Below are 23,067 nucleotides of genomic sequence, written 5' to 3' on the forward strand. Positions count from 1 at the left end.
GGCTGCTACACGCAACCGCAGGCTTAAACGCCGAAAAGCCTCGCGGGTACGAAGCTTTGCAACTGAAAAAAGGCAAAGGAGAAAAGAGGAGGGAGCAGGCCAACGCAACATGCCATGGATGCAAAATACCAAGGATTCAGAAAAGAAACTCGGCTTTACTGCATTAACTTATTTTAATCTGATGGGTCGCAAAGCCAAGCCATTGTGAGTAGGCAATGCGTCATCGGTAGCGTACCAAGGCTGCCCCGGTACCGGGAATACTTTCCTGGTGAGTCAGCAACCGATGAGAAGGACCGACAACCCGAACTGCGCATGGTGGGGGCGCGTCTGGAAAGAGCACTGCCGCTACGCGCAGGAGCGTATCTTGGCGCTGGCAAAGGCCAATCGTCCGCTTACAGGGCTTTCTGTACTTTTGCCCCACACTCTGCGCCTATGCTTGCTTTTATTCCCTGGGATGTTTCGCCCATCATTGCCGAAATTGGGCCGCTTACGCTGCGCTGGTACGGGCTGCTGTTTGCCTCTGGGTTCATCATCGGCTCGTTTATCCTCACCCACATCTACAAGTCGGAGCGGGTGTCGCAGAACTGGGTCGATGTCATTACCATCTACATGCTTATCGGCACGGTGCTGGGCGCCCGCCTGGGCCACGTGCTGTTCTACGACCCCGATTACTACCTGACCCGGGAGCATTTTCTGGAAATCTTCAAAATTTGGGAAGGCGGTCTGGCCAGTCACGGCGCCACCATTGGCATTCTACTGGCTACCTGGCTATTCAGCCGCAATAACAAGTTCGATTACCTGTGGGTGCTCGACCGCATTGTGATTGTGGTGGCCACCGGCGGCATGTGCATCCGGCTGGGTAACCTCATGAATTCCGAAATCATTGGCCGCGAAACCACCGCGCCGTGGGGCTTTAAGTTTTTGCGCTACAACCAAATCCACAACGACTCGGGCAACATCCCTAACGAGGTACGCCACCCCACCCAGATCTACGAAGCCCTGTTTTGCCTGTTCCTGTTCGTGCTGCTGTATTGGCTCTGGAACAAGTATAAGGAGCGTACACCGCGTGGCCTCTTGTTCGGCTTGTTCGTCACGTTGCTCTTCAGCTTCCGTTTTATGGTGGAGTTCCTGAAGGAAAACCAGGAAGGTTTTGAAAGCACCTGGGTGCTGGCTCCGCTGAACATGGGCCAGGTACTGAGCATACCGCTGGTATTGGTAGGCCTGTGGGTGCTGCTGCGGGCCGGCAAAACGCCCGGCAACCCCTATGGTTACGCCCCGCGCGACCTGGAGCAAACAGCGCCACCCGCCGCTAAGCCGGTCACGCGCTAACTAAAAAAGCCCGCTACTCCAGCGGGCTTTTTTTATGTAGTGATGGGAGAGGAAGCGTTTACAGCTTGTACTGGTACAACACACCCTGCTCGGTACTGATAACGAGAGTTTGGTCGTCGGTAAACACCACGCCTTCGGTTTGGCCAGCACCGGGCAGTTCCACGGTTTTGGCTTTGGCCTGCGTGAAGTTGGTGCCGTTCACATCGCAGATGTACAGCTGCTCGCGGCCCAGCAGGGCCAGATGCTTGCCATCGGGGCTGAGGTTGGCGTCGGTTACTTCGCCGGGCAGCGTGAGCTGGCCGAGCAGCTTAGCGGTTTGCTTGGCGGGGCCGTCGGCTTGCAGGGTGTAAATCTTACAGTCGCGGCCGCGGGCGCGGTTGCGGGTGAAGAGATACAAAGTGCCGTCGCGCCAAAGACTGGCTTCCACATCGAAGTTGCGGTCGTTTTTGGCGGGCGGGAATTCCTTTTGATCGGGGTACGAGAAGCGGATGGGGCTAACCTTCGAGGGGTTGTTGGGGTCGAGGCGGTAAATGGTCAGGTCCTGCCGGCTGTTGCTGTTGTTGCCGCAGTCGCCAATGTACAGGCGCCCCTGGTTGTCCTGCGCTAACGACTCCCAGTCCTCCTGCTGAATGCCGGGAATTTCGACGCGGCGCACCAACTCGCCGTTCTGGCGCACCAGGTACAGCGTGGGCGTGTTGCCGTGGTCGCCGTGGGTGTAAAAAGTGCCGGCTTCGGGGCCACGCGCCAGGCCCGAGCTTTCGGGTACCTCCGAGGGCATGGTGCCGATTTTGGTGAGGCCGGCAATGGGGTTCATCGGCGAGCTGCCCTTTTTGCCGCCTTTCTTGCCGCCTTCTTTTTTACCGCCTTTTTCTCCTTTAATGTCGCTCTGAGCTTCGGAGCAAGCCGTAGAGACCAGCAGCGTTAGGCCGAGCAAGCCCACAAATAGTTTGTTCATGATGGTGAGGGGAAGGAGCGTGAAAAAACACCCGGCTGCACGGGCGCGCCGGGTGTATGAGGGGGTATACGCAGGTTGTTACGCTAAGATTAACTCCGTAGCGGCCGAGCTGAAAATGCTACGGTTGTTCCGGCGCTAACTAGTCCGGTACGGGGTCGTACCCTTGGCCGCCCCAGGGGTGGCAGCGGCCAATGCGCCGCAGCGCCAGCCAGCCGCCGCGCCACGGCCCGTGCCGCTGAATGGCCTGGGCCGCGTACGCCGAGCACGTGGGCGTGTAGCGGCAGGAGGCCGGCGTAAGCGGTGAAATCAGGTGCCGATACACCCAAACCAAGGCCAGAAAGAAGTGTTTGAACAGAGACGCCACGCGCGGATGTTGGGGTACTGACTATCGGTTAGTTTGGCTGACACAGAGGCCGTTGCTGGTCGCGGCGTTGCTGGAATACTACCCGATATCGGCACAAAGAACACCCGTTTTTGTAGGTTTGGTTTACCATTCGCGGTAATTCGCCCATTCACTCACCACTTTCCTCATTTCAAGAATGCTAAAAAGCTCCTGGCTGAAAGCCCTGCTGCTGGTTTTGCTGCTGCCGGCCGTGGCCCGTGCCGACGAAGGCATGTGGCTGCCGCTGTTTGTAAAGCGCCTCAACCACGCCGACATGCAGAAGAAAGGCCTCAAACTGACGGCCGAAGAAATTTACGACGTTAACAACTCGTCCCTGAAAGACGCCATTGTACAGCTTGGCGGCTTTTGCACCGGCGAGTTCGTGTCGAAGGAAGGCTTGCTGCTGACCAACCACCACTGCGGTTACGACGCTATTCAGAGTCACAGCACGCCCCAGAAAAACCTGCTCTCCGACGGCTTTTACGCCACCACCAAAACCGATGAGCTGAAGAACCCCGGCCTGTTCGTGGATATTTTGGTGCGCATGGAGGACGTAACGGGCAAGGTGCTGGAAGGCATTACGCCCCAAACGCCTGAAGCCGAGCGCGCCCAGCTGGTGCAGAAGCGCCAGCAGGAAATGGCCAACGCCGCCAAGGAAAACGGCCAGTACGTGGCCTACGTGCGCGACATGTTTGCCGGTAACGAGTACTACCTGTTCGTGTACCAGCGCTTTGGCGACGTACGCTTGGTTGGCGCGCCGCCCGAGTCGGTAGGTAAGTTTGGTGGCGACACCGACAACTGGATGTGGCCCCGCCACACCGGCGACTTTTCCCTATTCCGCGTGTACGCCTCCAAAGACAACAAGCCCACCGCCGGCTACCAGGAAGGCAACATTCCGTACATGCCCAAGAAGCACCTGCCCGTGAGCCTGCAAGGCGTGAACGAAGGCGACTTTTCCATGGTGTTCGGTTTTCCCGGCCGCACGCAGCGCTTTTTGCCCGCTGCCGGCCTGCAACTCACGCTCGACGAAAGCAACCCGGCCCGCATCAAGCTGCGCGACACCCGCCTGAAAATCTGGAAAGCCGACGGCGACCAGGACCCGAATGTGCGCCTGAAGTATGCCTCCAAGTACGCCAACATTGCCAACTACTGGAAGTACTTCATCGGCCAGAACGAAGGCATGAAGCGCCTGAAAACCGTGGACCAGAAAACGGCCGAAGAGCGCGCCCTCATGCAGTGGATTGCCGCCGACCAAGCCCGCGGTCAGCAGTACGGCTCGGTACTGAACGACATCAACCAGGCGTACGCCGGCATGCGCCAGTACAACCTGAGCTCGGTGTACATGAACGAAGCCGCGCTGGGCACCGAAATCCTAGCGTTTGCGGCCCGCCTGCGCCCATTGCATAACCTGCTGAAATCGGAAAGCCCCGACCAGGCGGCCATCAAAAAGGCCACCGATGATTTGAAGGAGCCCACCGAGGAGTTATTCAAGGACTACAACGCCGCCACTGACAAGAAGGTGTTTGCCGCTCTTATGCAGCTCTACTACACCGACGTGCCCAAGAACCAGCAGCCGGAAATCTTCCAAACGGTGGCCAAGCAGTACGGCGGCTCCATGCAGAAGTACGCCGACGAGGTATTCAGCAAGTCGTTCCTGACGTCGAAAGCCAAAACCGACCAGTTCCTGCAAAAGCCCACGCTGCCGCAGCTGGAAAACGACCCGGCGTTCAAGATGATTAACAGCTTGTTCACCAATTACCAGCAAAACATTGCACCCAAAATGCAGGCGGCGCAGGCCGGCTTGGTACGGGCCAACCGCTTGTACGTAGCCGCCATTCGCGAGAAAAACAGCCAGAAGGTATACTCGCCCGACGCCAACTCCACCATTCGCCTGAGCTACGGCTCGGTGCGCTCGTACGAAGGCCGCGACGCGGTGAAGTACAGCTTCTTCACCACGGCCCAAGGCATTCTGGAAAAAGAAGACCCCACCAACCCCGAGTTTGTGGTGCCCAAAAAGCAGATTGAACTGCTGAAAGCCAAGGACTACGGCCGCTTCGCCGACAAAGACGGCACGCTGCACACGGCCTTCATTACCGATAACGACATTACCGGCGGTAACTCCGGTTCGCCCGTTATCAACGGCCGCGGCGAGCTAATCGGCCTGGCCTTCGACGGCAACTGGGAAGCCATGACCGGCGACTTGGCCTACGACCCCGAGCTGAAGCGCTGCATCAACGCCGACATCCGTTACGTGCTCTGGTGCATCGAGAAACTCGGCGGAGCCAAGCATCTGGTAGACGAAATGACGGTGGTGAACAACGGTCCGAACCCGGGCGTTAGCAACACCGCTCAAATGGTGCCTACCAGCCTCGATGGCAAAGCCACCAAGGTGAAGATCAAAACCAAGAAGAAGAAAGGCGAACCAGCCCCTGCTAGCCTCTAGCAAGCAAAACGACTTTTGATAAAAGCCCCGACGCATTTGCGCCGGGGCTTTTTTGATCTGGGGGTGCGCTGGTTTGCAACTGCCAACATAGCGTTGAGGAGCCCTCGGTGCCTCGTTTCACCCGTGTATGCAACGGTTGAGGTTAAGCGCCACGGGCAAACCGGGGACCTGCTGCCAGAATGTTTTTTCTTATGGATTCTATTGCAGTACTTTAAGGTGCCGACCAATGCCTTTTTATGTCAAAACTCTACTTTCTGGTTTGTTTACTGCTTGCTTCTGCCGCCGCGCAGGCTCAAAGCGGGGCCCCCGGCGTGCGGGGCGCACGGGCAGCGGCGCTCGGCAATGCTTCCGTTACGCTTAGCAACGATTTGTGGGCTCTGAGTAACAACGTGGCCGGTTTGGCGCAGCTCAACCGGCCCGAAGTAGGCGTGTACGCCGAAAACCGCTTCCTCATACCGAACATTAACAACGCCGCCCTGGCCGTAGCCATGCCCCTGGGCCGCCAGCCCGAAGGCAGCACCGTTACCACCCCGCCCAACGGCGTAGTAGGCGTGGAAGTACAGCGTTTCGGTGACAAGCGGTACAGCGAGTCGCGCGCGGGCCTGGGCTACGCGTACCGCCTGGGCGTAATCAGCTTGGGTGCCCGCGTAGATATGCTCCAAACGAGCATCGAGGGATTGGGCAGCCGCCGCACCGTGGCCGCTTCGCTGGGCGGGCAAGCCGAGGTGGTACCGCAGAAGCTCACTTTTGGCGTGTACCTCTACAACCTTAACCAAGCCAAGCTAGCCGAATACCAGGACGAACGCGTGCCCACGGTACTGCGCGCCGGCCTCGGTTTCCGGCCTTCGGCGAAAGTGATGCTGGTGGCCGAAACCGAAAAGGACATTGACCGCGACGCCGACTTCCGCGCCGGCTTGGAGTACCAACTAATCGACGCGTTTACGGTGCGGGCCGGCGTGGCCACGCTTAGCGAACAGGTAACGGCCGGTTTTGGCCTGCGTTTCGGCCAACTGCGCGTGGATTACGGTGCCCAGCTACACAACGTGTTGGGCCTGAGCCAGCACCTGAACGTTAACCTCCGCCTCGGTCCGAAATCGTGATGAGCAAGTCGCTGATTGCGCTGCCGAAGCCAGGTAACCGGTTTGCTCGCGTTGCCATTTCCCGACTTGCCGTCCGCTCCAGCAGCCTGAAAACCGGTCTGGCCGCGCTGCTCTTGCTCACAGCCGCCACGGCCCATGCGCAGGCACCCGAGTACCCGCGCCCGCGCCCCGACCTCGACCGGCTGGTGCAGGAGCTGTTTGCCGAGCCGCAGAGCGACAACGTTCCTTACGAGGACCTGTACGAAACCCTGCTGCAATACCTGCAAACGCCGCTGAACCTGAACACGGCCAGCCGCGAAGAGCTTAGCAGCCTACTGTTGCTTTCGGAACCCCAGATTACGGCCCTGCTCGAGCACCGCCAGCAAAACGGGCCGCTGCTGAGCCTGTATGAGCTGCAAAGCATCCGCGGTTTCGACCTGCGCACAGCCTACCGCATGGCGGCTTTCGTGAACGTGGGCGACCAGAACACCAACGCCGCTCGCGGCCCGCTCTGGCGTCGTATTCTGCAGGAGGAAAACAACGCCCTCTTCATTCGCTATGAGCGGGTACTGGAAGAGCGCCCCGGCTACGCACCGTCTGATACCACCAGTACCGGCCGTCCCGCCAGCCGCTACCTCGGCTCCCCCGATAAAGTGCTCGTGCGGTTCCGTACCAGCCACGCCCGCGACTTCAGCGTAGGGTTTGCCGCCGAAAAAGACGCCGGCGAGCAGTTTACCTGGGACCAGAAAACCCGCCGCTACGGCTTCGATTACTACGCCGGCCACATCGCCCTGTTCGAACGTGGCCGTCTAAAGTCAGTCATCCTAGGCGACTACCAGCTGCAGTTTGGTCAAGGGCTATTGCTTTCCTCAGGCTTGCAGGTAGGCAAAGGCGCCGAAACCATTACCACGTTGCGGCGCAGCAACCTGGGCATCCGGCCTTATAATTCCGTGCTGGAAAGCACTTTCTTTCGAGGTGCAGCGGCTACTGTAGCTGTAGCGCCCAGCTTACGCCTCACCGGTTTTGCCTCGGTTAAGCGCGTGGATGCCTCCCTGCAGAGCGGCGTCGCCGATACCTTGCGGGAGTTCGATGAATTCGCCTCGGGCCTGCTGATTTCGGGATTCCACCGCACCGAAAACGAACTGGCCAACCGCAAAAACGTGCGCGAGGTAATAACCGGCGGCAACGTCACTTTCGCGCCGGGTGGCGGGCGTTTCAACCTCGGACTCACGGCGGTTAATACCCAGCTAAGCACGCCGCTGGAACGCAGCCTGGAGCCGTACAACCGCTACGAGTTTCGCGGCAACCACAACCTGGCCATAAGCGCACACTACAGCTACGGCTGGCGTAACCTGAGCTTGTTTGGCGAAACCGGCCGCAGCAGCAGCGGCGGCATCGGTACCGTTAACGGCCTGCTGGCCAGCCTCGGGCCCGACGTAGACGCCTCGGTGCTGCACCGCAGCTACGCCCGCAACTTCCACACGCTGTACGGCAATGCTCTGGCCGAAAACACGCGCAACATCAACGAAAACGGCCTTTATTTCGGTCTGAAAGTGAGGCCTATTGCCCGCTGGGAGTTGTCGGCCTACTACGACCAGTTCAGCTTTCCGTGGCTGAAATACCAGGTAGGCGGCCCCTCCCGCGGGTACGACTGGCTGGTGCGCGTGACGTACGCGCCCACCAAAACCAGCCTGCTTTACGCCCAGTTTAGAACCCGTGAGAAGGAGTACGACGACGACCAACTGGTGCGGCCGGCCCCCATGCCCGTGCCCACGGTGCGCCGCTCCCTGCTGTTCTACTACGACACCAACCCCACGCAAACGCTGAGCCTGCGTACCCGTGTACAGGGCACCTTGTACCGCGAAAACGAAGGCCCGACAACCTCCGGTTTCCTGTTGGCCCAAGATGTTACGGTGCATCCCATGCAACGCCTGCGCCTCACCGGCCGCTACGCCCTCTTCGATACCGACGACTTCGATACGCGGCAGTATGCCTTCGAACAAGACGTGTTGTACGCCTTCTCGGTACCCGGTTTGTCGGGCCGGGGCACCCGCATGTATGCGCTGGCGGAAGTCAAGCTGAACCGGCGCCTCACGCTTTGGCTGCGCTACGCCGTAACCCGCTACCGCGACCAGCGCACGGTGGGCTCGGGACTGGAGGAAATTCAAGGCCCGCAACGCTCCGACGTGAAGGCGCAGCTACGGGTGGCTCTTTAGCAGTTGCCCAGCGAAACGCAACGCCCCGGCTTCTGATGGAGAAGCCGGGGCGTTGCGTTTTTTGCTTATGATGAAGAAATGAAGGATGAGGTTATTTCCAACGTTGCTGTCGGGTCATCACCTTCCTGCATCAACCCAACAGATGCGTACTGGCGGCCACGCTTGGTATACCACGAACCGATAAATCGTTGCTAAAAGTGTCGGTTCTATGATGTAATTGGGAAGTTAGGGCACAAAAAAGCGGGCGGCTCCCAGTGGAAACCGCCCGCTAAATCGGGAATGCCGAAGCCGTTGCTTACAGCTTCATGAGCTTTTGCACGGCCTTGCCACCACCGGGCAGCGAGAGGTGCAGCTGGTACATGCCCTGGCTGAGCTTGGTCAGGTCTAGGCGATGCTGCAGCAAGCCGGCGCCTTTGGCAACCTGCTCGGTCAGCACGGTACGGCCTACGGCATCGGTTACTTGAATCGACAGGGTGCCGCGCTGGGCATTGTCGAGGGTAACGTTAAACTCGCCGGTGCTCGGGTTGGGGAACACGGCCACGCCTTGCAGCATCTGCTGCTCGTCGCGGGCGCTCAGAACGGCATCTGCCACGGTGCAGATTTCCAGACCCCAGGCGGTAATGCTGCCGCCGTTGCCGGGCAGGAAATCATTCACCTGCAACGACCAAGTACCGTTGGGAGCAGAACCCTGGTAGCCGCTCAGCGGGGTGTCGGGGCGGAAGGTGCCGTTGTTGGGCAGCGGGCAGGTTACAACGCTGGCAGCCTGGTCGTCGAAGTTGATGATCATGTTCGGCCCGTTACAGGCTACGGTGTACAGTTGCGTGCGCCGGCCGCTGGGGTTCAGCAGGGCAATGCCCAATTCCGAAATGTCGGGGTGGGTGATGCTCAGGTTCTTGACGTTGATGTCGGTAATCAGGTCGTTGTTGGGGGTTTGTACCTGCAACGTGGAGGTGTACACGGCCCCGCCGCCCGTGCCGATAACCACGGGCACGTTAGTAGCGCTGTACGTGGTGCACACCTGACGACCTACATAGAACACCGAAGCCGCCGAGAACGGACCTGCGCCACAGTCGGCCGTGCCGCGCACGCGCCAGAAGTACCGGCCGTTCGATTGCAGCGAAACGGTGGAGGTGTACTGGTTGGTGGTCAGGTTGCTCTGGTTGATAACCGTGGTAGCAAAGTTGGGGTCCGTCGATACCTGCAAATCGTAGCTGGTAGCACCCGTGATGGGCGACCAGGTGAACGTGGGCAAGGGAAGGGCCCGCAACGTGTTGGCGGCTGGCTGCGTGAGCGAAGGCGCAATGGCCGCCGAGTTACGTACCGTAATGGCAATTTGCTGGGTTTCGGTTAGCGAGCCGCTGGTGCCAGTTACCGTAATGTTGTAGTTACCCGAAGGCGTGGCCGTGGTGGAGGTAATGGTAACCGTGCTGTTAGCGCCGGCGGCCACAGGGTTAGCCGAGAAGCTGGCCGTTACGCCGGTGGGCAAATTGCTGGCCGTTAGGGTTACCTGGCCGGTAAAGCCCAGTACCTGACCTACTTCAACCGAGCAAGTGCCGCTGCTGCCGGGGCAGAAGGCCGGGGCAGTGGTGCCGCAGCCCGAAGCCAGGTAGAAGGCTGGGGCAGTGGGCACCAGCAACTGGAAGTTCTGGTCCGATACGTCGAAGAAAATGTTGCCCGAGCCCTTCACCTTAATGCGGGCCTGCGAGCTGGCCGGTACGTTGGCCGGCACCGTTACCGTCTGCGAACCGTCGTTGGGCGTGTTGCTGAGCAGGGTGTAGGGGTACGTAGCACCGCCGTCAATCGACAGCAAAATATCCACGTTGGCCGCGCTAACGGGGGCAGCCGTGGTGTTGGCTACATCCCAGGTTACCTGCTGCGGTACCGTGGCGCGCCACGTTACGTTGCTGGCGTTAGGAGCAGTAAGCACAAACGGACCTGACGTGGCCACTACGGGAATTGCCACAGCGTCGTAGTTAACGCCGCCACCACCAGTGCGGTTGTCGCGGGCCGTGAGGCGGAAGTTAAGTACGCGGGCGTAGCTGGGTAACACTTCAAGCGAACCGGCCACAGGCGGGCCCCCGGCCGCCGTGCGGCGCAATGGCCCCGGAAACAGCCGGTTGGGGGAGGTAGAGGGTACGTTCGAGCGGAAAATGGGGGCGTCGCCCGTGGGCGCCGTGGGCGGCCCGTCGGGGCCTAGGTCAACTTGCTCCCAGCTATAGGTAAGCGGGTCGCCGTCGGCGTCGGTGGCCGAGCCCGTCAGCTCAAACTGCGTACCCACGGGAATGGTGTAGTCGAGGCCGGCATTTACCACCGGCGGGGTGTTACCGGTTGCTACCGGGGTTACGCAGTTGCCCGCCCCGGTAATGTGGGTCAGGATTTCGTCGTAGCTGCGGGTGTGGAAGTAGGGGTCGGAGTTGGGCTGCAGGTTGCCAATGGGGCCGCAAATGCCGGCGTACGACATAATGGTGGTACCGCCGCCGGGCTCGTAGGCCGTGGAGGCGTTGCGGGTGGCGCAGCTGCTGCCAGCAAAGTTAAACGAGTGGTTGCCCCCAAATTGATGGCCGAATTCGTGGGCTACGTAGTCGATGTCGAACGCGTCGCCGGTGGGATTGGGCAGGCCCGTGGAGCCGCGCGCTTTGTTGGCGGTGTTGCACACCGAGCGCAGCGCGGCAATGCCGCCGTCGGCCGTGTTAAAAAGGTGGCCGATGTCGTAGCTGGTATTGCCCACCCGCTGATCGACTACGGTTTGGTTAGTGTTTAGCGCGGCACTGTTGCTAAGGTTGGTGTACGGGTCGGTGGCCGGGTCGAGGTTGATGAGAACATCGTTGTTGGGAATCAGCTGGAAGCGCACGGCTACCTCCTGCTCGTACACGCCGTTCACGCGGTTTACCGAGGTAACAATGCCGGCCAGGGCGCCGGCCACCGTACCGCCCTTGGTCAGGGCGTACTCGCCGGTGCAGGCCATGGCCAAACGGTAGGTACGCAGCTGCGCGCCATTGGGCCGGCGGGCCGCCAGCGCGGTGGGAGCCAGGCGGTGGTTAACGTCCGAGGACGTTTCGGTGTGGCACCGGTTCGGAATAAGCGTGGCGCGGTTGATGTCGCGGCGGTAAAACACCAGGTGGTGGCTGCCGTCGGCGGTGGGGTCAATGTAAACCGTGTTTTCGGCCGAGTTGATCTGGGCGTGAAAACCAGCGGGCGTTACGTCCAGAACAGCCGTTGCGGTGGGGTCGTCGATGCCCTGACCCGCGTAGGTCTTGATCATGGGGAAACGGGCCGCTAACTGCGGGTGCATCACGTGGGTTTCCACCACCCGGAACCGGCCCGACGTACCGTCGGGCATGGGCAGAGAAATGACCGTGTTCGAGCCCCGTGCTCCGGCACCGCGCTCGGCCGGCGTCTGCGCCAACGTAGCCCGGAGGTTTGCCATTTGAATGGTTACGGCTCGGTACCGATCCAGGGAAGTGGTGGCTTTGCGGGCCGCGACGGGCAACTGGGCGTCATCGGCCCACAGCACCCGCTGCGCCGAAGCAGCTAGCGGTGCTGCCAGACCGGCGGCCAGTAGTCCGCCTAGCAAGGTGCCACGCAGGGCGGTGCCAGTAGGAGTAAAGGGTGTACGCATTGGCAGTAAAATAGGGGTTGGGTGAGAAATGCCAGAGAGAACTAAGCCTCTAAAGTAAGAATTTTTGCAGAGGTTTGAGCGGCTCGGCACCGGCTTTTGAACCTTAATTACTAGGCTCTTGCCAGCGTTTAGAGCCCGGCGGCATTTGGGCTTTATCGAAGCAGATATAGTGACGGGTGTCCCCGGTACGATAAGATTCGATGAGGTATACTTTTCCCTCGGCCGTAATCATGGCGCGCAAGCCGGTAGCCGATACTTCAAACCGCGCATCGGTTCCCGGAGCACCCAGCGCCCGGCCGATGTAAGCGCGCAGTTCGGGGTATTTGGCGGCTAACTCCGGAGCCATTACGCCCGAGAGCTGCACCTGAAAACTGCGCCGGGTGCCATTGGGCAGTGGCAGCGCAAGGGGCGTTGGTGCAGTGCCCGTGGTGGGTACTTTTTGCAGGTAGGTTTTGAGGGCCGGCAGGTCGAGGGCCAGCACACGGTACGAAGTGGGGCGTATGCGCGGCGTGCCCAGCTTGGCTTGCCGGCTTTTGGATAGCGCGGTCCAATAATTTGCCACAGGAATAGAGGCTTGAGAGAATAAACTCATAAACCACAAAGACAAGTACAGAGGACTGAGAAACATTGCAATGGACGTAGCACAACTAAATATGTAGAAAAATATAGAACTTTATATGTAAGTGGTGTGCTCTTTACCAAAAATGTTACTCTCAGTGGTGTTCTCAAAGTAAATCAAGGCAGCAATAATTCAAATAGCTTCCATTACCGGCGGCCCTTACTGATAAAGCGGACTGCTAGTGCCCGATTTCAGGGCTTATGGTTACAGTTTTAAGAACACCCGTCAACGTTTGAACTATTTTGGGTTTTATTTTAGATAAAGTGTTTTTATTATGAATGCGGTTGACTATCCTTACGTTACAACAGGATAGCCGAAAACTGACTTAGAGTAGGCCCCCTTCACATTTCGTTGTTTATGAAGAAATTTTTGTTCTCTGGGATTTTGATGCTGGCTAGTTACGCTGGTTTCTCGCAAACTAACACTTCTACACGTTATCAAAACGGATACACGAAGGCAGACGGTACTTACGTTAGTCCTCATATGAAAACTGAGTCAAATAGCACCAACCACGATAATTTTTCTACCAAAGGCAACTCTAACTATTACACCGGGGAAACAGGAACAAAAGCACGGGACTATTCTCCTGCAGCCGAAAATTATGGGAGTGGCAATACCATCCAAACAGGGTCACGCGGCGGACAGTACTACATTAATAGCAACGGGAATAAAACATATGTTCCTAAGCAGAAGTCGGTAGGGGGATATCCGGAGTAATTCAATGCAACTAAAAAGCCCGTCTAGGACGGGCTTTTTAGTTGCATTGAATTACTCCGGTCCATATTTTTAACCCTTACCCGTTGACCACCTGCCGGGTAGGAATTCGGTATAAATACACCAGCGCTGCAACTACCGCCACCACTCCCAAGCCGTGCACCAGCGGCAGGCGCGCCGGCTCGTTCGAGTACAGCCAACCGCTCAGCATGGCTCCTAAGCCAATGCCTACTTCCAAGGCAATGTACATGGTGGCTACGGCCCGGCCGCGCCGTTCGGGGTGGCTTAGGTCAATAGTCCAGGCGTAAAGCGTGGGCGAGTTCAGCCCCGTGGACAAGCCAAACAATGCCGCCGCCGCCAGGAACAACAGCGGCGTATGAGCCACACAGAGCGTCAGCAGCGCCACCACCATCATTAAGGCAGAAATCCGCAGTATGGGCACGCGGCCGTAACGGTCGGAGGCGCGGCCAGCTACCAAGCGCACTAACAATGAAGCCAGCGTGTATGAAGTAAAAAACAAGCCCTTGTTATCGATGCCCAGCAGGCGGCTTTGGTCGGGCGCTACGGTGAGCAGAATGCCAAACGGAAACAAGCACAGGAGCGTAACAGCGGCCGGTTTCAGCACTTGCGGCTCCAGAATCTCATTCCATTTAATGCGCAGCAAGCCCCAGTGAAACCGTTGGCGTTGGGCGCGGGGAAGGGTTTCCGTCATGGTACCTTGCACCAGCACCGAAACCAAGGCCGTACCGCTGGAAAGGTAAAAGAGCGTGTTCAGTGAAAACCACTGCGTAATGTACCCGCCAATGGCCGGTCCGGCGGCCATTCCCAGGCTGCCCGCCACGCCCAGCATACCCATGGCCTCGCCTCGGCGCTCCAGTGGGGTAATATCAGCAATGTAGGCGGCCGTGCCGGTGGGCTTAAAACCGGTGCTGAAACCGTGCAGCAGGCGCAGGGTGAGAAAGGTGGCTACAGTACCGGCCCACACGTAGAAAAAGCCGCAGATAAAGCATACCAACGAGCCCACCACCATTACCGGAATGCGCCCCACAGTATCGGCCAGCTTGCCGCTGAAGGGCCGCGAAAGCCCCGCCGTAACGGTAAACAAACCAATGATGAGGCCCTTGTAGTCGCCGCCGCCCATGCTGGTGAGGTGGTCGGGCAGTTCGGGAATGAGCAGGTTAAAGCTCAGAAAGAACAGAAACGAACTCAGGCACATCAGCCAGAAACCGGCTGAATAGACCTTGGTGGGGGTGGGCATGGAGCAACAGAACGCGTGGGCGGAGACAAAGGTAACCCGCAAACGAGCGGGCATACTCGTGCCAGATGCTTTTCGGGCCGATAAGCCAACCTGCACCTAAAACATTTCTGATTCAGTCCTATACCTGTCTCGGCGCGGCAAGCTCAACCATCCGAACCGGAACCCATTGCGTATGCTGCCAATACGGCTGCCCGGCACGTTTCGGCGCGGCGCTTGCCGGGGTAGTTGCACATGAGTTTCTGGACCAACCTCTTTGAATCGATTTCGGCCAAGCGGCCCCGGCCCGAGCACAAGCCGGCCGTAAGCCTGCGCGAACGGGCCGCCGCCTTGCGTAACATTCCGGCGTTTATGCGCCTGGTGTGGCAAACGAGCCCGCGCCTGCTATTGATAAATGCGGCTCTACGCCTCGTGCGAGCCGCTATTCCGTTGGCCGTGCTGTACGTAGCCCGGCTAATCATAGATGAAGTAATCCGGCTTAGTCAAAGCCCCAGCCCGGCCGACGTGCCACTCACGCCTGTTCTCACGCTGGTGGCGCTGGAGTTCGGCCTCGCCATATTGTCCGATGCCCTGGGCCGCGGCGTGGCGTTGCTCGATAGTCTCCTGGGCGACTTGCTGGCCAACCGCTCCTCGGTGCGCTTAATGGCCCACGCCGCTACCCTCGACCTCGATCAATTCGAAGACGCCACATTCTACGACAAGCTGGAGCGGGCCCGCCGCCAAACTCTGTCGCGTTCCACGCTCATGGCGCAGCTGCTGGGCCAGGCGCAGGACCTGATTACAATGGTGTTTCTGGCGGCGGGCCTGGTGGCTTTTCAGCCCTGGCTGCTGCTATTGCTAGCCGTGGCGGTGGTACCGGCTTTTCTGGGCGAATCACATTTCAACGAGCGGAGCTATTCGCTGGTGCACTCCTGGACGCCCGAGCGGCGCGAGCTGGACTACCTGCGCCAAACCGGAGCCTCTGACGAAACCGCCAAGGAGGTCAAGATTTTCGGGCTGTCGGGTTTTCTCATCGACCGTTTTGAAACGCTTTCCTCCGAGTTTTACACCAAGAACAAGGGCCTAGCCATTCGCCGGGCCAGTTGGGGCACCGTGTTTGCCGCCATCGGTACGCTGGGCTATTACGGGGCCTATGTGTACCTGATTATTCGGGCGGCGCAGGGGCAAATGTCGGTGGGCCAGCTCACGTTTCTGGCCGGTTCGTTCGGGCGGCTGCGCGGCCTGCTCGAAGGCGTGCTCAGCCGCTTCAGCTCCATGGCCGATGGCGCGCTGTACCTGCAGGACTTCTTCGATTTCTTTGCCTTGCGGCCCCGCATTATTCGTGACGAAGCCGCCGGTATGCGGCCTTTCCCGCGCCCCATCCAGCAAGGGTTTACCTTCGAAAACGTGGGCTTCCAGTACCGCAACGGTTCCAAGTGGGCGCTACGTGGCCTGAGCTTCCACCTGCAGGCCGGCGAAAAGCTGGCGCTGGTGGGCGAAAACGGCGCCGGCAAAACCACGCTCGTGAAGCTGCTGGCCCGCCTCTACGACCCCACCGAAGGCCGCATCTTGCTCGACGGCCACGATTTGCGCGAGTACGACCCGGCCGAGCTGCGCCAGGAAATCGGCGTCATTTTCCAGGATTTCGTGCGGTTTCAGCTGCCTGCCGGCCAGAACATTGCCGTGGGCCGCATCGACCAGCGCCAAAACCAAACGCGGATTGAAGGTGCCGCCTCGCGCAGCCTCGCCGACTCGGTTATTGAGAAGCTGCCCGCCGGCTACGACCAAATGATTGGCCGCCGCTTTGCCGGCGGCGTGGACCTCAGCGGCGGGGAATGGCAGAAAATTGCCCTCGGCCGTGCCTACATGCGCGACGCCCAGCTGCTGATTCTCGACGAGCCCACCGCCGCCCTCGATGCCCGCGCCGAGCACGAGGTATTCAAGCGCTTCGCCGAGCTGACGCGCGGCAAAACCGCCGTCCTTATTTCGCACCGCTTCAGCACCGTGCGCATGGCCGACCGCATTCTGGTAATTGAACACGGCCAGCTGCAGGAGCTTGGCTCGCACGACGACCTGCTGGCGCGCGGCGGCCGCTACGCCGAGTTGTTTCAGCTGCAGGCCGCCGGTTACCGGTAAAACCGGCCTCTGATGCAACTTGTAGCCGCATAGCCAGCTCTTCAGCTACAATATGGCTTGCTATGAAACGAATACTTCTTTTGCTACTCCTTTGGGCGCCTCTCTACGCTTGCGAAGACGAGTGCGGCAGTGAGCCCGCCCTAGCTTATTTCGATGTGGAGGGCGCGAACCTGTTTGCCCTGAACAGTCCTGCAAACCAGACGTCCCGGAGCATTGTGCCCAACGAATCTGTTTCGCGCCCAAACCTGCTGCTGGCCATGAGCCTGCCAGTGCGTTACTACAGTTCTGCTCCGGCCCGCGGCGGTAACCGCGCCTACGCTTGCTCCCCGCTCGAACCCGGACAATTAGGCACCGACGAGCGGGTGGATTCGCTGACCATTCGCAGCCGTTTCGACTACGACGCGCAGCATCCCGCCGGCAGCTCCCTCAACGACCTCGTGGCGCTGGACTACCTGCCTTCCGGCCTGATCCTGGAGCCTAACCGCATTGCTGAGGCCAATGGTCAGCCGTTAAAGCAATTGAATTTTCGACTTCGCCGGGCCCCCACAGCTTCTGGCCCGCAGCAGTTTAGGGTGCGACTGCGCCTGACCAATGGCGAGGTATATACGGCCGAAACCGTGTCCTTCACGCTATTGCCCTGATCCGGTTGTATCGTCCTTTAGCGGGCGTCGTCGAACGGTGCATTGCGCACCCGAATGATTTCGGCCGCAATGCTGATGGCAATTTCCTCGGGCGTACGGCTGTGAATGGGCAACCCAATGGGCGTATACAGGCGCTGTAGTTGCTGTTCAGAATAGCCATCGGCCCGTAGGCCCGCCAAAAGCTTCTCGATTTTGGCCTCGCTACCCATCAGGCCGATGTAGGCCAGCTGGTGGTCGAGCAACTGGCGCACCGCCACGTCGTCGGAGCGGTAGCCGAAGGTCATGACCACCACGTACTGATTCGGGCCTTCGGGGACTTCCAGGGCCAGTTTCTCGTAGCTAAGCGTGCGTTTTTCGTGTACGAAGGGGTTCTGAAGCAGCGTGTTCAGGTTGGGCCGGTCGTCGAAAACCGTGAGGTGGAAATCGAGCGTGGCCATTACCCGCGACAGCGCCAGCGCCACGTGCCCCCCGCCAATAATGGTAAGCCGGTCGCGGAAGCCCAACGGCTCGGTGTAGTGCCAGCGCGAGGCAGCCGCGTCGGCCGATTCGAATTGCGTCGGGTAGCCTGTGTGGCCCAGGTGCACGCTTAGCTCACCGGTGTGGGAGAGGTGCAAGGTGCTGGGCAAATGCTGCTCCAGGGTTTCCAGGGCTGCGCGCACGGCTGGCAAGTGTGCCGGCAGCAGCGGCAGCAACACCAACATTTGCTGTCCCGAGCAAATCATGCCGGAGCGGTTGTGACCAGCCTCGGACCGATGAACCTGTTCGCGGAGTAATACCCCGGTTTCGCGGCGCTGCATACGGTCACGGGCCAGCTCCACAAACTTGTGCTCCATGATACCGCCGCCAATGGAGCCCGTCATGCTGCCAGCGGCCACACTCATTTTAAACCCCTGCCGCCCCGGACTGTCGCCGGTGCTGCTGGCTACAATAAGCAGAGTCACGGGTACGCCTGCGCGCAAGCAGGCCATGGCGTGTTGCCACACAACCAAGTCGCGTGGAGCAGGAGAGTGGGGAGACAGCGAATCCAAGTGGGCGGAATGGGAAATCAGCCCGCAAGAAACGGATTTAGACGCAGTTATGAAAGAATAGGATATGATTAATATTTACTTGCGCAGACCAGCTGCTACCAAGTTGCGCTGAGCGCGTAGTACACCGCCATAACCCCCGAATACACCGAGCTGGCTAGGAAGCGCCGCTGCGGCGATACGTGGTTCTGAATAAAGTAATTCACCACCAATGACACCGGCGCGTTCAGAGCGAACGACTTAGCCGCCACCGGCAGCAAATGCCAGCCGATTTGCTCGAACTGCCCGGTAAACACCAGCAGAAACACCATGTGGCGCAAAATCCAGATGGGGTTAAAGTACACCTGCGACAGCGCTGCACGCAGCCAGCGGGAGGCTTGGCTTTTGCTTTCGGGTACGATGCGGTCAATCCAGTTGAAGAAAGCCGGCACTTCGAAGGCGTACAGGAAACCGCCCAGCAACGCTACGCCCAGCAGGCGCAACCAATGAAAATCGTTGAGCAACAGGGCTGCTACGGTGTCGCCGGCGGAGTAAAGAACCAAGCCACGCAGCATGTTGCGCTGCACTTGGGTAGAACGGATAACCGGCGCAACAATAATGCGCAGGGGAGCGGTAATGAGGGTATTCGACAAAGCGGGAATGGGCAAGAATTGCGGTAAAAAGGCCGCAAAGGTACGCCGCAAAGCCGACAAATGCCACGAACGAACGGAAATAGCAGCTACTAGTCCTGTTTCTCGCTCACCGAGGAAACGCAGAACGGCCCGGCCAAACAGACGTTAACTGCTTAGCCGGGCCGCGGTATAACCACTCGAGGAGTTTCTAAGGTTTTATAGGAGCTACAGTGGCCGCTTGATGAACGGGTGCTGGTTCCGCAGCGGGTGCCGCGTACAAGCTCATCAGCACTTTCTCGGGTGTAATGGGTGCCGAAAACGCGGGGAACACGCTGGGGCGGAAGGCGCGTACGGCATTGCGAATGGCAAAGTAGCCGCCCAGGCCGTACATCAGCGGCGGTTCGCCCACGGCTTTGGCGCGCAGAATGGCGTTTGGGTGACCGGGCGTTTCCAGGAACTCTACATCCACTACGGCCGGCACACTGTACAGATCGGGCACCTTGTAAGTGCTTAGGGCATTGGTGAGCAGGCGGCCTTCTTGGTTGTAAATCAGCTCTTCCATGGTCATCCAGCCCAGGCCCTGCACCAATCCGCCTTCAATCTGGCCGCGGTCGATGCCGGGGGTAAAGCTCTGGCCGAAATCGTGCACGAGGCGCACGGCGTCAATTTCGTAGGTGCCGCGCACAGCATCCACCGTCGCTTGCACCAAAGCCGTACCGTACACATGGTAGGCAAAGGGGTTGCCCTTCTCTTGGGTCTGGTCAAACCACAGGTCGGGCGTAGCGTAGTGGGCGTTTTCGGTGAGGCTCACGCGCTTCCAGTAGGCCGTGGAAACTAGCTTCTCCCAATCGGTTTCGGCGGGTTTGCCGGCGGCGAGTACCTGTTCGTCGTAAATTTCCAGGCCCTCGTATTCCAGCTTCAACTCCTCGGCGGCGTGGCGCATGAGCCGCACCCGCAACGCCCGGCACGCCATTTCCACGGCTTTGCCGTTGAGGTCGGCGGTGGCACTGGCGGCCGTGGGCGAGGTGTTGGCCACCCGCGTGGTGTTGGTGGTTTCAAGGCGGACGCGGTTGGGATTAATGCCCAGCGTGCGGGCCGCAACCTGCACCATTTTGGTGTTAACGCCCTGGCCCATTTCCACGGCGCCGGTGCTAATGCCCACCGAGCCGTCGGTGTAAATGTGCACGAGGGCGCGGGCCTGGTTCATGGCCGTTTTGGTAAACGAAATGCCGAAGCAAATCGGCATCACCGCCAAGCCCCGCTTCTTTACCGCGCTTTGCTGGTTAAAGGCATCTACTTCGGCTTGCCACTGCTCCAGCTTAAATTTTTGCTCGGCGGTTTGCCAGCTTAGCCCAGCATGACAATCGGCCAAACGCTGTCCGTAAGGAAACTCCTGCCCGTCCTGGTACAGGTTGCGGCGCTGAATTTCCCAAGCCGGCACGCCCAACTGCTCGGCGGCCTTCGCAATAGCCGACTCGATGACAAACATGCCCTGGGGGCCGCCAAAACCCCGGAAAGCGGTATTGGGCGGCAGGTTGGTGCGGCAGCTGTATGCCGTGGCCCGCACGTTGGGAATGAAGTACGTATTGGTGGCGTGAAACAGGGTGCGTTCCAGCACAGCCGGCGAAAGGTCGGCGGCGGCACCGGCGTTTTGGTAAAACGTTACCTCGTAAGCCAGCAGCTTCAGATCGGCTGAGAGGCCCAGCTTGAAATCGGAGGAGTAGGGGTGGCGCTTGCCGGTCATGCGCAGGTCGTCGTGGCGCGAAAGGACCAGCTTAACCGGTTTCTTCACCACGAAAGCCCCGAGTGCGGCCAAAGCTCCCCAGGTAGTGGCTTGGTCTTCTTTGCCGCCAAACCCGCCGCCCAGGCGCACTACATCTACTTCTACTTTGTGCATGCCCACGCCCAGCACCCGCGCCGTGTGGCGCTGCACGGCAGTGGGCCCTTGCGTGGAGGAATGCACACGCACGCCGCCACCTTCGCTCGGGTAAGCGTAGGCACCCTGCGTTTCAATGTACAGGTGCTCCTGCCCGCCGTTTTCGGCTACACCTTCGATAATGTGGGCGCAAGCATCCCAGGTAGCGGCCGGGTCGCCGAGGCGGAAAGTGCGCGGGGGCACAATCAACTCGTCTTGGGCCGCAGCTTCCCGCGGGTCGGTGATGATGGGCAGCGGCTCGATGTCGGCTTCAATGAGCTTGACGGCTGCCCGGGCTTGCGGTTCGGTTTCGGCCAGTACCAAGGCCACCGGCATGCCCTGAAAATGCACGTGCGAGCCGGCCAGCAGTTCTTCATCGGGTACAATGCCACCGATCTGGTTTTCGCCGGGAATATCGGCCGCGGTAAGAATGCGCACCACGCCGGGCGCCCGGCGGGCTGCCTCTAGGTTTAAGCTGCGGAGCTTGCCGTGGGCCAGCGGCGAACCGTACACCACCGCGTGCAGGGTGCCTCGCTGCACGGGAATGTCGTCGAGGTATTGGGATTCGCCGCGCACGTGGCCGGCAGCGTCGAGATTATGCATGGGATGGGGAGAAGCGGGGAAGGAGCTGGCAGCGCGGGCTACACCAGTTCATGAAGCTGTAGCTGCTCGGGGAAGTGCTCCAGAAAATGCGCGAACAGCAGCTGGCGCAGCAGCAGGCGCTTATATTCCTGGGTGCCGCGGGCGTCGCTGATGGGACTGATTTCCTGCTGGGCCACGTCGTTGGCCGCACGCAACGTTTCCGCGTTCAGGGGGCGGCCCGCCAGGAAAGCCGAGGTTTGGCGCAGGTACAACGGCGTGGGACCTACACCACCGGCCGCGAGGTGCGCTTCCTGAATAACACCATCCTGCACCCGCAGGCGGGCCGCAGAGTTTACACTGGCAATATCCAGGTGGGTACGCTTGCTGACTTTCTCGAAGTTGAAGGTGTCATCGGCCGTAGGCGGCACAAAGCTGATTGCCACCACCTGCTCGTCGGGCTGGCGGTTGAGCTGCTTGTAGCCGCGGTACAGCTCGCGCAGCGGCAACTGACGGGTTTGACCCGCTGCATCCTGCAAAGTGAGCTGCGCATCGAGGGCGAGGAAGAAAATAGTCAGGTCGCCGATGGGGGAGGCATTCACGAAGTTGCCGGCCACGGTAGCCATGTTGCGAATGGGCGTGCTCGATACCAGTTTCAGGTGCTGGCGCAGGCGCGGGAAGCGGCGCTGCATCAGCTCCGAGCCGCGCAAATCTTCTACCGTGGTGGCACCGCCCAGGCTGAGGCGGCCGTCGGGCAATTCGCGCAGGAAGCAGCGTTCGGCGTGGCCGTAGAGCAGCTGAACCTCGGCGGCCAGCACGTCGTCGGCACGCTGCACCAGCAAGTCGGTGCCGCCGCCCAGCAGGTAGGAGGTGGGTATTTCGGAAGTGCCGTTTGCTCCGGTTGTGTGGCCACCGGTGCGGGCGGCCACGTCGGCTACGGTTTCGGCGCGTAGCTCGGCCAGCTGGGCGGGCATCTGCTGGAAGTAAGCGGGAATGAAGCCCTGCTCGACTAGCCAGGTGAGGCGTTCGGGCGCGGCGTCGCGCTCCAGCAGCTGCGCAGTCAGGCGGTTGGTGGCGCGTTCCAGCGACTTGTAGCCGGTGCAGCGGCAAATGTTGCCGTCGATAGCGGCGCGGGCGGCCTCGTCGGTAGCGGCGCCGCCAATGCAATGGCCGGTCAGCGACATCACAAAGCCGGGGGTGCAAAAACCGCATTGCGTGCCGCCTTCGGCCACAATGGCTTCTTGCACGGGCGTAAGGCAGCCGGCTTCTTGTCCCAGGCCTTCCACGGTTACAATGTGGCGGCCGTGGGCATTGCCCAGCGGCGTGAGGCAGGAGGTCATGGACTGGTAGCGCACCGAGCCATTAGGCTGCAACTCGCCGACGAGCATGGTGCAGGCGCCACAGTCGCCCTCACGGCAGCCTATTTTGGTGCCGGTAAGGTGCTGGTGGTAGCGGACGTAATCGAGCAGGGTGCTGCCGGCCCGGTGCGTGGGGCGAACCAGCTGATGGTTAAGGTAAAACTGGAGCATAAGCGGGGAAAACGGCAAAAGCCGGACAGGCAAGATATCGA

General features: G+C 60.0%; 16 protein-coding genes. 7 read left to right on the forward strand and 9 right to left on the reverse strand.

Translation table 11 applies throughout. From position 1 onward, the window contains the following. The first annotated feature begins 432 nt into the window (after positions 1 to 432). Entirely contained in the window at positions 433 to 1,329 is an 897-nt protein-coding gene (gene lgt / locus ABD903_RS01340) for a prolipoprotein diacylglyceryl transferase (RefSeq protein ID WP_345220670.1), read from the forward strand. A gap of 58 nt (positions 1,330 to 1,387) precedes the next feature. Here lgt and ABD903_RS01345 read toward each other — a convergent pair whose 3' ends face one another. After that, positions 1,388 to 2,284 carry a hypothetical protein gene (locus ABD903_RS01345; RefSeq protein WP_345220672.1) on the reverse strand — a complete coding sequence of 299 codons (897 nt, stop codon included), beginning with the start codon at positions 2,282 to 2,284 and terminating at the stop codon, positions 1,388 to 1,390. Between the two features lie 139 nt (positions 2,285 to 2,423). Then, positions 2,424 to 2,639 (reverse strand): membrane protein insertion efficiency factor YidD, encoded by a 216-nt coding sequence (yidD, locus tag ABD903_RS01350; RefSeq protein WP_425555385.1) that lies wholly within the window; start codon positions 2,637 to 2,639, stop codon positions 2,424 to 2,426. Positions 2,640 to 2,823: 184 nt separating this feature from the next. On the opposite strand from yidD, the gene ABD903_RS01355 reads away from it, so the two are divergent. From ABD903_RS01355 to ABD903_RS01365, 3 genes are all read left to right on the forward strand, one after another. Next, positions 2,824 to 5,109, forward strand: a complete 2,286-nt coding sequence (locus tag ABD903_RS01355) for a S46 family peptidase (protein ID WP_345220676.1) — start codon at positions 2,824 to 2,826, stop codon at positions 5,107 to 5,109. 236 nt (positions 5,110 to 5,345) lie between these two features. Further along, positions 5,346 to 6,209: a PorV/PorQ family protein gene (locus ABD903_RS01360; protein WP_345220678.1), complete on the forward strand. Its 864-nt coding sequence runs from the start codon at positions 5,346 to 5,348 to the stop codon at positions 6,207 to 6,209. After that, positions 6,209 to 8,404: a helix-hairpin-helix domain-containing protein gene (locus tag ABD903_RS01365; protein WP_345220680.1), complete on the forward strand. Its 2,196-nt coding sequence runs from the start codon at positions 6,209 to 6,211 to the stop codon at positions 8,402 to 8,404. Before ABD903_RS01360 ends, ABD903_RS01365 begins: the two co-directional genes overlap by 1 nt. A 295-nt stretch (positions 8,405 to 8,699) precedes the next feature. Here ABD903_RS01365 and ABD903_RS01370 read toward each other — a convergent pair whose 3' ends face one another. Next, positions 8,700 to 12,023 (reverse strand): reprolysin-like metallopeptidase, encoded by a 3,324-nt coding sequence (locus tag ABD903_RS01370; protein ID WP_345220682.1) that lies wholly within the window; start codon positions 12,021 to 12,023, stop codon positions 8,700 to 8,702. A 103-nt stretch (positions 12,024 to 12,126) separates the two neighbouring features. Next, complete coding sequence (locus ABD903_RS01375) at positions 12,127 to 12,585, reverse strand: hypothetical protein (RefSeq protein WP_345220684.1); 459 nt, start codon at positions 12,583 to 12,585, stop codon at positions 12,127 to 12,129. 414 nt (positions 12,586 to 12,999) lie between these two features. On the opposite strand from ABD903_RS01375, the gene ABD903_RS01380 reads away from it, so the two are divergent. Then, a complete protein-coding gene (locus ABD903_RS01380) occupies positions 13,000 to 13,359 on the forward strand; it encodes a hypothetical protein (protein ID WP_345220686.1) in 360 nt (119 codons plus the stop codon). Between the two features lie 76 nt (positions 13,360 to 13,435). Here the strand turns inward: ABD903_RS01380 and ABD903_RS01385 are convergent, their stop codons facing one another. Beyond that, positions 13,436 to 14,614 carry an MFS transporter gene (locus ABD903_RS01385; protein WP_345220688.1) on the reverse strand — a complete coding sequence of 393 codons (1,179 nt, stop codon included), beginning with the start codon at positions 14,612 to 14,614 and terminating at the stop codon, positions 13,436 to 13,438. A 231-nt stretch (positions 14,615 to 14,845) separates the two neighbouring features. On the opposite strand from ABD903_RS01385, the gene ABD903_RS01390 reads away from it, so the two are divergent. Next, a complete protein-coding gene (locus ABD903_RS01390; protein WP_345220690.1) occupies positions 14,846 to 16,726 on the forward strand; it encodes an ABC transporter ATP-binding protein in 1,881 nt (626 codons plus the stop codon). A 62-nt stretch (positions 16,727 to 16,788) separates the two neighbouring features. Next, complete coding sequence (locus ABD903_RS01395) at positions 16,789 to 17,367, forward strand: hypothetical protein (protein WP_345220691.1); 579 nt, start codon at positions 16,789 to 16,791, stop codon at positions 17,365 to 17,367. Positions 17,368 to 17,384: 17 nt separating this feature from the next. Here the strand turns inward: ABD903_RS01395 and ABD903_RS01400 are convergent, their stop codons facing one another. The 4 genes from ABD903_RS01400 to ABD903_RS01415 form a co-directional block, all read right to left on the reverse strand. Further along, positions 17,385 to 18,395 (reverse strand): XdhC family protein, encoded by a 1,011-nt coding sequence (locus ABD903_RS01400; RefSeq protein ID WP_345220693.1) that lies wholly within the window; start codon positions 18,393 to 18,395, stop codon positions 17,385 to 17,387. 95 nt (positions 18,396 to 18,490) lie between these two features. Further along, on the reverse strand, positions 18,491 to 19,039 hold the full coding sequence (locus tag ABD903_RS01405; protein ID WP_345220695.1) for a hypothetical protein: 549 nt from the start codon (positions 19,037 to 19,039) through the stop codon (positions 18,491 to 18,493). 172 nt (positions 19,040 to 19,211) lie between these two features. Beyond that, complete coding sequence (locus tag ABD903_RS01410) at positions 19,212 to 21,521, reverse strand: xanthine dehydrogenase molybdopterin binding subunit (protein WP_345220697.1); 2,310 nt, start codon at positions 21,519 to 21,521, stop codon at positions 19,212 to 19,214. 38 nt (positions 21,522 to 21,559) lie between these two features. Then, positions 21,560 to 23,026, reverse strand: coding sequence for an FAD binding domain-containing protein (locus tag ABD903_RS01415; protein ID WP_345220698.1), 1,467 nt, complete (start codon positions 23,024 to 23,026; stop codon positions 21,560 to 21,562). Positions 23,027 to 23,067 lie beyond the last annotated feature (41 nt).

It is taken from the genome of Hymenobacter koreensis, assembly GCF_039541855.1.
Classification (GTDB): Bacteria; Bacteroidota; Bacteroidia; order Cytophagales; family Hymenobacteraceae; genus Solirubrum; species Solirubrum koreensis.

Coding starts and splice junctions, on each gene's coding strand:
- ABD903_RS01390 (WP_345220690.1), top strand. CDS start 14,846: ATGAGTTTCTGGACCAACCTCTTTGAATCGATTTCGGCCAAGCGGCCC.
- ABD903_RS01370 (WP_345220682.1), bottom strand. CDS start 12,023: ATGCGTACACCCTTTACTCCTACTGGCACCGCCCTGCGTGGCACCTTG.
- ABD903_RS01360 (WP_345220678.1), top strand. CDS start 5,346: ATGTCAAAACTCTACTTTCTGGTTTGTTTACTGCTTGCTTCTGCCGCC.
- ABD903_RS01355 (WP_345220676.1), top strand. CDS start 2,824: ATGCTAAAAAGCTCCTGGCTGAAAGCCCTGCTGCTGGTTTTGCTGCTG.
- ABD903_RS01385 (WP_345220688.1), bottom strand. CDS start 14,614: ATGCCCACCCCCACCAAGGTCTATTCAGCCGGTTTCTGGCTGATGTGC.
- ABD903_RS01410 (WP_345220697.1), bottom strand. CDS start 21,521: ATGCATAATCTCGACGCTGCCGGCCACGTGCGCGGCGAATCCCAATAC.
- ABD903_RS01345 (WP_345220672.1), bottom strand. CDS start 2,284: ATGAACAAACTATTTGTGGGCTTGCTCGGCCTAACGCTGCTGGTCTCT.
- ABD903_RS01395 (WP_345220691.1), top strand. CDS start 16,789: ATGAAACGAATACTTCTTTTGCTACTCCTTTGGGCGCCTCTCTACGCT.
- ABD903_RS01415 (WP_345220698.1), bottom strand. CDS start 23,026: ATGCTCCAGTTTTACCTTAACCATCAGCTGGTTCGCCCCACGCACCGG.
- ABD903_RS01380 (WP_345220686.1), top strand. CDS start 13,000: ATGAAGAAATTTTTGTTCTCTGGGATTTTGATGCTGGCTAGTTACGCT.
- ABD903_RS01365 (WP_345220680.1), top strand. CDS start 6,209: ATGAGCAAGTCGCTGATTGCGCTGCCGAAGCCAGGTAACCGGTTTGCT.
- lgt (WP_345220670.1), top strand. CDS start 433: ATGCTTGCTTTTATTCCCTGGGATGTTTCGCCCATCATTGCCGAAATT.